The sequence below is a fragment of the Xenorhabdus eapokensis genome, from assembly GCF_001908105.1.
On record NZ_MKGQ01000012.1, the window covers coordinates 92,453 to 104,578 of the forward strand.

Here is a 12,126-nt window from a genome sequence, read left to right on the forward strand (position 1 = left end):
ACATCGGCAGTTCCAGCGTTAACATGAACCGCCGTATACGGAACCGTACGTACGGTGGTGTGAGAGGACGACGAGAGTGATCCCGTCTCCTACTCGATCTAAATCAGGAAACTTATTTTTTTAGTCGTAAGTCTAGGTTAGGGGGACAGCAGGTTACATAAACGTACTGACTAAAATATACCCTACTGTACACGCACCACTGACACCAATCAATCCTGGTAAAAGAAAGCTGTGGTTGATAATAAATTTCCCTATCTTTGTTGTCCCTGAACGGTCAAAACCAATACAAGCCAAATCGCTTGGATAAGTAGGCAAAACAAAATAGCCATAGGCAGCGGGGAAGAAAGCGATCAGAAGTTTTGGATCAACCCCAAGCTGCAATCCCATTGGTGCAATAGCAGTTAAGGCGGCGGCTTGGCTGTTAACCAGTTTTGATACCAAAAACAGCACAAGGGCATACGTCCATGGTTGTGCTTGGACGACATCTTCCAAGACTAATTTTAATTCACCTAAATGTGAGTGGAAGAAAGTATCGCTCATCCATGCCACCCCAAAGACAGAAAAAATCGCAACCATACCGGCTTTGAACACGGCGCCATTAGCGATTTCACTGGTTTTGACTTTACAGGCCATCAATATAATGGAGCCCGCAATTAACATCATCATCTGGATCACCAGATTCATAGATAGGGGTTTTAGCGTACCTTTTACTTCAAAAGTAGGACGTAATTCGGTACATGCACCAAATAAAACTACGACGGCAATTGCGGCAAAGAAAATCCAGGTTGCCCAATAAGCTTGCTTAGGAAAGACTTGATCTAATAGAGTGTCAGAACCACCATAAATAAATTCACGTTGCTTTGGATCTTTAATTTTCGCTTGGAATTCTTCGTCCTGATCAAGATCTTTTCCTCGACGTAAGCTCCATAATGCAGCAAGTATTACTCCAGTGAGTGAAGCGGGTATTGAAACAGCCAAAATTTCTAAGATCCCGTATGCTTGCCCAATGCCGTGGCTGGCAGCAATAATTGACACTAAAGAGACAACGGCGACAGATACAGGAGAAGCAGTAATTGCCATTTGAGAAGCGACAGAAGCAACAGCCATTGGCCGTTCAGGGCGAATACCTTTTTTTAAGGCAATATCACCAATGATCGGAAACATGGTATAAACAACATGACCAGTACCGCAAAGAAAAGTGAGCATCCAAGTGGTTAGTGGTGCCAAGATGGTGATATGTTGCGGGCTGCGGCGCAGCAAGCGTTCAGCAAATTGCATCATAACATTTAGCCCACCTGCTGTTTGTAAAACAGATGCACAACCGATCACAGCAAGAATAGTGAGCATCACATCAACGGGAGGCTTACCTGGTTCCAGGCCAAAGATAAATGTCAGTATAAAAAGCCCAATACCGCTGATCAGCCCTAATCCCATTCCTGCATAACGCGTGCCGATCAATAAACATATGATTATTATAGCAAATTGTAGCGTTATCATATCTGTCCTTAATAATTACCTTTATTACCAAGCTGGTAGTTGTTGCTTGAGATCTATTGGGTATATCTATTATTTATAAATGTTGTTTTATAGTTTTATAACAACATTAAAAGCACATATTAATCTTATTAGAATGCTTATATAAAAATGGGATTGAGATCTTATTTTTATTATCTGATTTTTAAAGATATTTGTCTTTGTAGTAAATGTGTTTTAGTTATTAATAGAATTATTCTATTTTTGTGTATCTGTTAAATAGCATTTTCAATTTATTAACTTTAAGAACTTTTTATATATTTTGAAGAGAAAATAAAATTCAATAGATTATTAGTATGTTCATAATATTAATAGCCCTGCATTCTAATGGAAAGTATTGTTTACATATAATATGAAATATTTACGATTTTGGATTGTATTCTTTACAACTCATGGTATGTTATCCACCAGACACTTAAACAAACATTAAACAGACAAGGCAGATAGAAATGATCATGCAAAAAGACGCTCTGAATAACGTTCATATCCTTGATGAACAAGTTCTTATCACTCCAGAAGAGTTGAAACAGGAATACCCGTTGAATAGCCATGATCTCCATGCCATCACAAACGCGCGTAATACCATCGCTGATATTATTCAGCATCGTGATCCTCGTTTATTAGTGGTATGTGGTCCATGCTCAATTCATGATGTAGATGCTGCTCTGGACTATGCCCGCCGTTTGAAAGCGCTTTCTGCTGAATTGAGTGATTGTCTGTATATTGTTATGCGTGTCTATTTTGAAAAGCCTCGTACAACCGTTGGTTGGAAAGGGCTAATTAGTGATCCCTATATGGATGGTTCATTTGATATGGATGCGGGACTACATATTGCCCGTCGTCTATTGTTAAACCTGGTAGAAATGGGATTGCCTTTGGCTAATGAGGCACTTGATCCCAATAATCCACAATACTTAGGGGATCTATTTAGCTGGTCAGCAATTGGCGCCAGAACAACTGAATCTCAAACTCATCGTGAAATGGCATCAGGGCTATCTGTATCAGTCGGTTTTAAAAATGGCACAGATGGTAATTTGAATACCGCAATTAATGCCATGAAAGCAGCAGCAATGCCTCATCGCTTCATGGGGATAAATCAGTCAGGCCAAGTTTGTTTGCTACAAACCCAAGGTAATCCGAATGGACATGTAATATTGCGTGGCGGCGCAGTGCCGAATTACAGTGCAGAACATGTTGCTGATTGTGAACGCCAAATGATTAAAGCAGGGTTGATACCATCACTCATGATTGATTGCAGTCACGGTAATTCCAATAAAGATTTTCGTCGCCAGAGTATTGTTGTGGATTCTGTTGCTGAACAGATTGTAACCGGAAATCAATCCATCATTGGGATTATGTTGGAAAGCCATATCAATGAGGGCAATCAATCTTCCGAACAGCTTCGTTCTGACATGAAATATGGTGTTTCGGTCACTGACGCTTGTATTAGCTGGCAGACTACGGAGCAAATATTGAGAAAACTGCACCAACAAATTGCTCCGCATTTGGCTAATCGAAATGTAATGATGGAAAAAGCAGGATAATCAATATGACGGCAGAATTATCACAACTGAGAACTCAAATTGATGAGGTGGATAAAACCTTATTATCTTTGCTGGCGAAAAGAATGGATTTAGTAGCGCAAGTTGGTGAAGTTAAAAGTCAGTTAGGTTTACCGATTTATGCTCCTGATAGGGAGGCAGCTATGTTGGCCTCCCGCCGTCAGGAGGCGGAAAATATGGGAATTCCACCTGATTTGATTGAAGATATCTTACGCCGAATTATGCGAGAGTCTTATGTCAGTGAAAATAATAAAGGCTTTAAAAAACTCGGTACTCATTTGGGACCTGTGGTCATTGTAGGTGGCTCAGGCAAAATGGGGCGATTATTCAGTCGATTATTGACGTTGTCTGGCTATGAAGTCAGAGTGCTCGAAGCTGAAGATTGGGATAACGCCGAACATCTATTGGCAGGGGCAGGGATGGTGATTGTCAGTGTTCCCATCCACTTGACAGAGAAGATTATTCGTCGATTACCTCCGTTACCAGAGCAGTGCATTTTAGTTGATTTAGCTTCAATCAAGCAAAAACCGTTAAATGCGATGCTTGAAGTACATCAAGGGCCTGTTTTGGGATTGCATCCTATGTTTGGGCCAGATGTAGGTAGCTTTGCTAAGCAAGTAGTTGTGTATTGCGATGGGCGCCATCCAGAGTCGTATCAATGGTTTTTGGAACAGATATCGGTATGGGGAGCGAGATTGCATCAAATCACTGCGGAGAAGCATGATACAAATATGGGCTTCATTCAGGCGCTGCGTCATTTCACTACTTTTTCTTATGGGCGGCATCTTGCAGGAGAAAATATCGACTTACAGCAATTGCTTTCACTATCTTCACCGATCTATCGATTAGAGCTAGCAATGGTAGGACGATTATTCGCCCAAGATCCCCAACTGTATGCTGATATTATTATGTCTAGCCCTGAAAACATTGCACTTATTCGTCGATATTACCAAAGTTTCGGGCAGGCTCTGGAAATATTGGAACGTCAAGATAAGTCGGCTTTTATTGCGAGCTTTAGCCAGGTAAGTGATTGGTTTGGTGATGAAGCAACCCGATTTATGAAGGAAAGTCGCGTGCTTTTGCAGCAGGCGAGTGATAATCGGGTATAGGTCTTATTTTAAAACCGGATGGAAACATCCGGTTTTATTTTTACTTTAGATAGAATCAATCGGAATGACATTTTCTGATGGGTAAGATCCTAACACTTTCAGAAAGCGAGTCATTTCTGTCAGCTCTTTCAATGCTTGTTGCATTTTTATGGAACGTTGATTGGCTTGCACATCAATATAAAACATCTCCTCCCACGGTTTGCCATTGATTGGGCGAGACTCCAATTTACTCATGGGGATATCATGTTTTTTGAGGATAATAAGGGCATCAACCAGCGCTCCTGCTTGTTGTCCGGTTGACATAATGAACGTGGTTTTAGCCGGAACTTGCTCGGATACGTCAATAGATTTGCGGGAGACAACAATAAAGCGAGTACTATTTTCTTGCTGATTTGCCAAGTTGTTTTCTAAAACCTGTAATCCATAAAGAGTGCCGCCAGCCTCACTGCCTAATGCGGCTATTTCTGGTGAGTTAAGTTCAGCTACTTTTTGCATAGCAGCAGCAGTGCTTTCGCAGTAGACAATATTCCAGTCAGGATATTTATTGAGATATTGGCTACATTGTTGAAAAGGTTGGGAATGGCTATAAACAGTTTTTATCCTTGAGATATCAGTTTGTCCGGTAATTAGTAGACAATGGTTGATTGGCAGAGTTATCTCTCCAACCAGGGATAAGGGGGTAAGTTGCAATAAATCATAAACTTCATTGATTGCCCCTGAGCTGGTATTTTCCAGTGGCAGGATGCCATAATCAGCCTGTCCAATCTCAACCAGTGAGAAAATATCTGAGAATTTGTGACAACTACACTCAACCAATTGATTAAAGTGGCGGGCAGCAAATTGTCGAGCTGCAACATGAGAATACGAACCTTTGGGCCCCAGAAAAGTAATACGGGCAGAATCGTAAGGTGTTTGATTCAGATATTGTTGTAATAACGCCTGTTGGGTGAGAACAGAATCCTCAATGATCATCTGAAATAATCGTGTAATGTAAAATCCATCTAATCCACGTGATTTTCCTTTATCAACCAACACGCTTAGTAACTCACGTTCACGGTTTTTATCTCGGATAGGGCGATTATCGTGCAGTTTTGTCTGGGCGATGTCACTGGCTAATTGTCGGCGTTTAGCAAGCAGATCCAGTAATTCTGCATCAATATGGCTAATTTCTTCTCGTAAACTAACTAAATCTCGTTCCATAGTATATTCCTGACATTCTTATTATGAGTGTAGCCTGTGCATCGTGAATATGTTTATGATCAGTAAAACAAAAAACCTCCCTGTTGGTGGGAGGCTTTTATTCGTTTTCTTAAATTTTCTTTGAAACGAATCAACCTCCTTATGAGAAGGTGAAAAAAAAGAAAAATAAGAAACACGGTTTAATAATCATTTAGCCTGTTAGCACATTATTTTATGGTTTCAATAATGTATTTTAATTAACCTATTTAGCTTGGAGTGTCAACAGGCAATAAAAACGCGCTCATTGAGCGCGTTGGGACAAAAACCAGGGATGGTTATACTTCTAAGTTGAGATTGGACTCTTTAACACTATTGTCTGCACGGCGAGCTTCCGCTTTATGTTGCACTTTATTGAGTTGGCGTTCTAATTTTGTCAACAGATCATTGATTGCTGTGTACATATCTTCATGTTTGGCGCTAGCCACTAACGTGCCATTCGGTGTACCAATTGTGGCATCAACTAAGAATCCTTGCGGTTCTTTTGATAGGACGATATGTGGATTGATTAGATTGACTTGCCATTTGCTCAACTTACTTAGACGGTCTTCTACATGGCTACGAATTGCGGGGGTAATTTCCATTTGTTTGCTGGTAATGTTCACTAACATATAGTTACCTCTTTGGTGTTACTCCGTCTTTGATGTATTCAGCATAGCGCCATTTTGCATAAAAAGAATGATCTAAATCACTTTTATTGAGTGATTTTGGCAGTAGGTGACGGAATTGTGATAGCCAGAAAAGATATGGAGAATATTTGTTGCGCAAGGAGGCGTTATACGTCATTATTGGTCAGTTATGTGATTATTAAATTGAGTTATAGTTATAAGGAACGCCTTATTTCCAAGGTGAAAATAAGGCTGATATAGCCAAACATGACCAGCAAATATGACCAAATTGTGTATGATCAAATTGTGCGAATGCGTTCAGTTTGTTGGCTAAACAGAACAAAAAGCAAGCTTTACAAAAATTACATTTCCAGCAGTGATATTCCTGGCAACTTCGCTATTAGAAAAAACAATAGATAAAAAAAACAGCAGCCATGTAGCTACTGTTTTCGATCACCTATTCAAATTTGATGGGATGAGGTTTTATACAGGGTTGGCAGCGATGAGCTGTGCCACTTTATTGGCTTCAGCCGTCAATCCTAATTCTTTATAAGCTAACTCCATATAAGGGAGTGCCTTCCGGGTTGCATTAGTATCAGGATAGTCTCGTAGCATCTGTTCTACCCGATTAACGACAGCTACGTAAGCACTGCGTTTAGTGTAATATTGCACAACTGCAAGTTCATATTTGGCTAAACGTTCTTTGAGGAATATTAACCGCTTGGTCGCATCAGTTGAATACTGACTGTGTGGATAATAACGCACCAGTTGGTTGAAATCACGGAATGCAGCACGGGCATGTTCAGGATCACGATTTGATCGATCAATGTTGAAAAGGCCTTGTAATAGGCTGTCATCCAAAGCTAGCGAGACCAAACCACGCATATAGAGCACATAGTCGATATTAGGATGGGTTGGGTTCAGGCGCATGAAACGGTCAATGGATGCGAGAGCCAGTGGGTATTCCGCTGATTTGTAATAGGCGTAGATCAGATCAAGCTGAACTTGCTGAGAGTACGGGCCAAAAGGATATCGGTTATCAAGGGATTCCAATTGCTTGATAGCCGCTTTATAGTTACCTTCTTGCAGCTTTTCCTGCCCAATTGAATAAATTTGGGATGGCGGGATATCAGGAACAGCATCCTTATTGCTGGAGCATCCAGATAGAACCAGGCTCAATGTGGTCGCTGCCACCAGATATTTCATGCGAGTCATCACGTGTTGATTATCCTCTGAGTGTTTTCTGGGAGACTGTCCGTGAAGCTCCCGGCAAAATATGGGGTTACAATAGCACATTATTTTAAATGAAACGGCTTCGCCGTCAAAACTCAACGTAAAATATAGAAGTTATATATGGCACAACAAATCCGGCTTAATGCAATAGTCGCTGAATCTCAGCTTGGTCAACGTTTAGATCAAGCTTTAGCTGAATTGTTCCCTGATTACTCCAGGTCACGTATAAAAGAGTGGATCTTGGATAATAAAGTTCAAGTTAATGGTAAATTAATTAGCAAACCAAAAGAAAAAGTCTTAGGCGGAGAAGAAATTTCCGTTGATGCTATCATTGAAGAGGATGCACGTTGGGAGCCTCAGGATATCGAATTGAATATTGTCTATGAAGATGACGATATTTTGGTCATCAATAAACCACGTGATTTGGTTGTTCATCCGGGAGCTGGTAATCCTGACGGTACAGTGCTGAACGCGTTGTTATATCGTTATCCTGAAATTGCAGATGTTCCCCGCGCAGGTATTGTTCATCGTCTTGACAAAGATACGACAGGGCTCATGGTTGTGGCAAAAACTGTTCCGGCACAAACGCGATTGGTGGAATCTTTGCAATTACGTGAAATAACCCGTGAATATGAAGCAGTTGCTTTGGGGCATATGACAGCTGGAGGAATGGTAGAAGAACCCATCTCCCGCCATCCAACAAAACGCACACACATGGCAGTACATCCTATGGGAAAACCTGCGGTTACCCATTATCGCGTTATGGAACATTTCCGGGCACATACTCGTTTGCGTCTGCGTTTGGAGACAGGCAGAACCCACCAAATTCGTGTGCATATGGCACATATAAAACACCCGTTAGTGGGTGATCCTCTGTACGGTGGACGCCCTCGTCCCTTAAAAGGGGCTTCTGATGAATTTCGCGAAGTGATGCGCAATTTTGATCGCCAGGCATTGCATGCAACCATGTTACGTCTTTACCATCCGATCACTGGAATTGAGATGGAATGGCATGCTCCCTTACCGGACGACATGGTTAAATTGATTGAATTGATGAAAGTGGATGCTGAGACTTTCAAAAACGAGATGGATTGGTAGGTAAATGATACCCCTGATTTTTCCTGATTGGCCACAGCCCGATAATGTTGGTGCTTGTAGTACTACCCGTTTTGGCGGAATAAGCCTGCCCCCATATGATAGTTTAAACTTGGGTAATCATGTTGGGGACGTCCCTGAACACGTGGAACGGAATAGAACGCTATTGATTGAGTATGCCCAATTGCCGCAGCAACCTACATGGTTGGAGCAAGTACACGGCACGCATGTTATCACACTTGATGATCAGCCATTGGTGAATAATCAGGGTGATGCCGTTTATACGAATATACCTGGTCGGGTTTGTGCTGTAATGACAGCAGATTGTTTGCCAGTTCTTTTTTGCAGTATTTCTGGTGATGAAGTCGCAGCGGCTCATGCAGGATGGCGCGGATTATGTGCCGGAGTGTTGGAGAATACCGTGTCTCGATTTAGCGCAAAACCTGACATGATCCGTGCATGGTTGGGGCCTGCTATTGGCCCTGAAAAATTTGAGGTAGGAAGTGAGGTCAGGGAAGCTTTCATTACGAACAATCCTGATCTGAAACAAGCTTTTATGCCTTATGGTGATAAGTTTCTGGCAAATATTTACTTACTGGCTAAATTAAAATTGCAGTCAGTAGGAATCACAGAGATTTTTGGTGGAGCCGCATGTACTGTCACGGAGGAAAAAAACTTTTTCTCCTATCGTCGTGATGGTAACACTGGGAGAATGGCAACTTTAATCTGGTTGCGATAACCTACTTTACAGGACGATCTTTGGCGTATAGCGGTAAGTTTCCAATTAACTTTTCAGAACACCTTGAATATTTAAGGAATGACCTTATCTAATCTCCAGTAGCAAATTCTGACCAGTATTGGAGGTGTTATGCGTCTGGATCGTCTTACCAATAAATTCCAGCTTGCTCTCGCTGACGCCCAATCCCTTGCATTAGGGCGTGATAATCAATTCATCGAACCTCTCCACTTGATGAGTGCATTAATTAATCAAGAAGGCGGTTCAGTACGTCCTTTATTGGCCTCGGCAGGGGTGGATACGGGAAGCTTCAATAATCAACTGAATCAGGCTCTGCACCGATTGCCGAAAGTAGAAGGCAATGGTGGAGATGTACAAGTATCCAACGAACTGGGACGTTATTTAAACCTGTGTGACAAACTTGCACAAAAAGCCGGTGATAACTTCATTTCTTCTGAACTCTTTGTTCTGGCAGCGATAGAAGAACGTGGAACATTAAGTGACATGCTGAAAGCTGCGGGCGCAACCAAAGATAAAATCACTAAGGCAATAGAACAAATGCGTGGTGGTGAAAAAGTGAATGAGCAAGGCGCAGAAGATCAGCGTCAAGCATTAAAGAAATATACCATTGACCTGACTGAACGAGCCGAACAAGGCAAATTAGATCCTGTCATTGGGCGTGATGAAGAAATTCGACGAACTATTCAGGTATTGCAGCGTAGAACCAAAAATAACCCTGTTCTCATTGGTGAGCCAGGTGTTGGGAAAACCGCGATTGTTGAAGGTTTGGCACAGCGCATTATCAATGGTGAAGTTCCAGAAGGGCTGAAAAACAAACGAGTTTTGTCTCTTGATATGGGTGCGTTATTAGCCGGTGCTAAATACCGTGGTGAATTCGAAGAGCGTTTGAAAGGTGTTTTGAACGATCTTGCCAAACAGGAAGGTTCAGTCATTCTGTTTATTGATGAATTGCATACTATGGTAGGAGCTGGCAAAGCCGAAGGCGCAATGGATGCCGGTAATATGCTAAAACCCGCTCTGGCTCGTGGAGAATTGCATTGCGTTGGGGCAACAACACTTGATGAGTATCGTCAGTATATAGAAAAAGATGCGGCTTTAGAGCGTCGTTTTCAGAAAGTTTATGTGGCAGAACCTACGGTTGAAGATACGATTGCTATCTTACGTGGATTGAAAGAGCGATATGAATTGCATCATCACGTCCAAATCACTGATCCAGCAATTGTGGCGGCTGCAACACTATCTCATCGCTATATTTCTGATCGTATGCTACCTGATAAAGCTATTGATCTGATTGATGAAGCAGGGGCAAGCCTGCGTATGCAGATGGATTCTAAACCAGAAGCATTGGATCGCCTTGAGCGCCGTGTTATTCAATTAAAACTTGAGCAACAGGCACTGAAAAAAGAGTCTGATGATGCCAGTAAAAAACGTTTAGAGATGCTGAACGAAGAATTGGCAGAAAAAGAACGTGAATATTCTGAATTGGAAGAAGAGTGGAAAGCGGAGAAAGCTGAACTTAGTGGCACACAGAATATCAAGGCTGAATTAGAAAATACTCGTCTTGAATTAGAAAAAGCTCGCCGTAGCGGTGATTTGGCTAAAATGTCTGAAATTCAGTACGGAAAAATTCCGGAACTGGAAAAACGTTTAGCAACAGCAACAACAGCAGAAAGTCGTCATATGAAGCTGCTGCGTAACAAAGTCACAGATGCTGAAATTGCTGAAATACTCGCACGCTGGACAGGGATCCCTGTATCCAGAATGCTGGAAAGTGAAAAAGATAAATTACTGCGCATGGAGCAAGCATTGCATCAGCGTGTAATAGGGCAGAATGAAGCTGTTGATGCTGTATCGAATGCAATTCGTCGTAGCAGAGCGGGATTATCTGATCCCAATCGTCCGATCGGTTCTTTCATGTTCTTGGGGCCGACCGGAGTGGGTAAAACAGAATTGTGTAAGGCGTTGGCTAATTTCTTATTCGACAGTGATGATGCTATGGTGCGCATTGATATGTCGGAGTTTATGGAAAAACACGCAGTTTCAAGGTTGGTGGGAGCGCCTCCCGGATATGTTGGATATGAAGAAGGGGGGTATCTGACGGAAGCGGTGCGCCGTCGTCCTTATTCTGTCATTTTGCTGGATGAAGTAGAGAAAGCTCACCCAGATGTTTTCAATATCTTGTTACAGGTATTAGATGATGGCCGTTTGACTGATGGTCAAGGAAGAACAGTGGATTTTCGTAACACGGTTGTGATTATGACCTCTAACTTAGGTTCCGATATGATTCAAGAACGCTTTGGTACATTGGATTATATAGGTATGAAAAATATGGTGATGGAAGTCGTAGGTCATCATTTCAGACCTGAGTTTATTAACCGTGTTGATGAAGTTGTTGTGTTCCACCCATTAGGACAAGAGCATCTAAAATCTATTACCAATATTCAATTGCAACGTTTATATCAGCGTTTGGAAGAGCGCGGTTATCAGGTGGAGATAACATCTCAAGCACTGGAAAAATTAAGCGAAGCGGGTTTCGATCCTGTATATGGAGCTCGTCCATTGAAACGGGCTATCCAGCAAGAGATTGAAAACCCGCTGGCCCAGCAAATTCTTTCTGGTAAATTGATCCCAGATAAATTAGTGACTTTAGAGTTAGAAGACAATCGTATTGTTGCAACACAATGATATTGATTACTTAGACAGTTTTTAAGAGGTGTTTTTTGCACCTCTTTTTTCTTTTTGTAGATTAGGAAAACACCAAATTAGGGTTTTTTGGGTGATAAATAAGCGGTTGGTGATTTTTTTTAAAAAAAACTATTGTCACATCCGTAAAACTCCCTATAATGCGCCACCACTGACCGACGATGTGCTGAGACACGCCGCGACGGCAGCGGAGAAAGGCGAAAATAATCGCTTGACTCCGGAGGCAAAAAGCGTAAGATACGCAGCCTCGCAACCCGGAAGAGATGTCCGGTTGCCAACGCTCTTTAACA

At 41.8% G+C, this 12,126-nt stretch carries 10 protein-coding genes; 6 read left to right on the plus strand and 4 right to left on the minus strand.

The features are described 5' to 3' along the window. Positions 1 to 153: 153 nt before the first annotated feature. Positions 154 to 1,497, minus strand: a complete 1,344-nt coding sequence (locus tag Xedl_RS10525) for an anaerobic C4-dicarboxylate transporter (RefSeq protein ID WP_074023654.1) — start codon at positions 1,495 to 1,497, stop codon at positions 154 to 156. Between the two features lie 485 nt (positions 1,498 to 1,982). Between Xedl_RS10525 and Xedl_RS10530 the strand changes: the two genes are divergently transcribed. Then, positions 1,983 to 3,077, plus strand: coding sequence for a 3-deoxy-7-phosphoheptulonate synthase (locus Xedl_RS10530; RefSeq protein WP_074023655.1), 1,095 nt, complete (start codon positions 1,983 to 1,985; stop codon positions 3,075 to 3,077). Between the two features lie 5 nt (positions 3,078 to 3,082). Then, entirely contained in the window at positions 3,083 to 4,204 is a 1,122-nt protein-coding gene (gene tyrA / locus Xedl_RS10535) for a bifunctional chorismate mutase/prephenate dehydrogenase (protein WP_074023656.1), read from the plus strand. Positions 4,205 to 4,249: 45 nt separating this feature from the next. Here tyrA and pheA read toward each other — a convergent pair whose 3' ends face one another. The 3 genes from pheA to bamD all read right to left on the minus strand — a co-directional run bounded on the left by pheA (position 4,250) and on the right by bamD (position 7,263). Then, positions 4,250 to 5,404 (minus strand): bifunctional chorismate mutase/prephenate dehydratase, encoded by a 1,155-nt coding sequence (pheA, locus tag Xedl_RS10540; RefSeq protein WP_074023657.1) that lies wholly within the window; start codon positions 5,402 to 5,404, stop codon positions 4,250 to 4,252. Between the two features lie 314 nt (positions 5,405 to 5,718). Continuing rightward, entirely contained in the window at positions 5,719 to 6,051 is a 333-nt protein-coding gene (gene raiA, locus Xedl_RS10545) for a ribosome-associated translation inhibitor RaiA (protein WP_074023658.1), read from the minus strand. Positions 6,052 to 6,531: 480 nt separating this feature from the next. Continuing rightward, positions 6,532 to 7,263 carry an outer membrane protein assembly factor BamD gene (bamD, locus tag Xedl_RS10550; RefSeq protein ID WP_074023659.1) on the minus strand — a complete coding sequence of 244 codons (732 nt, stop codon included), beginning with the start codon at positions 7,261 to 7,263 and terminating at the stop codon, positions 6,532 to 6,534. A gap of 138 nt (positions 7,264 to 7,401) precedes the next feature. Between bamD and rluD the strand changes: the two genes are divergently transcribed. The 4 genes from rluD to Xedl_RS31620 form a co-directional block, all read left to right on the plus strand. Then, positions 7,402 to 8,379, plus strand: coding sequence for a 23S rRNA pseudouridine(1911/1915/1917) synthase RluD (gene rluD, locus Xedl_RS10555; protein ID WP_074023660.1), 978 nt, complete (start codon positions 7,402 to 7,404; stop codon positions 8,377 to 8,379). Positions 8,380 to 8,383: 4 nt separating this feature from the next. Then, entirely contained in the window at positions 8,384 to 9,115 is a 732-nt protein-coding gene (gene yfiH / locus Xedl_RS10560) for a purine nucleoside phosphorylase YfiH (RefSeq protein WP_074023661.1), read from the plus strand. Between the two features lie 129 nt (positions 9,116 to 9,244). Continuing rightward, the gene (gene clpB, locus Xedl_RS10565) at positions 9,245 to 11,818 is read left to right on the plus strand and encodes an ATP-dependent chaperone ClpB (RefSeq protein WP_074023662.1); all 2,574 of its coding nucleotides are present in this window, start codon (positions 9,245 to 9,247) and stop codon (positions 11,816 to 11,818) included. A 91-nt stretch (positions 11,819 to 11,909) separates the two neighbouring features. Then, the coding region (locus Xedl_RS31620; protein WP_208605043.1) for a hypothetical protein at positions 11,910 to 12,126 on the plus strand (217 nt) is incomplete at its 3' end.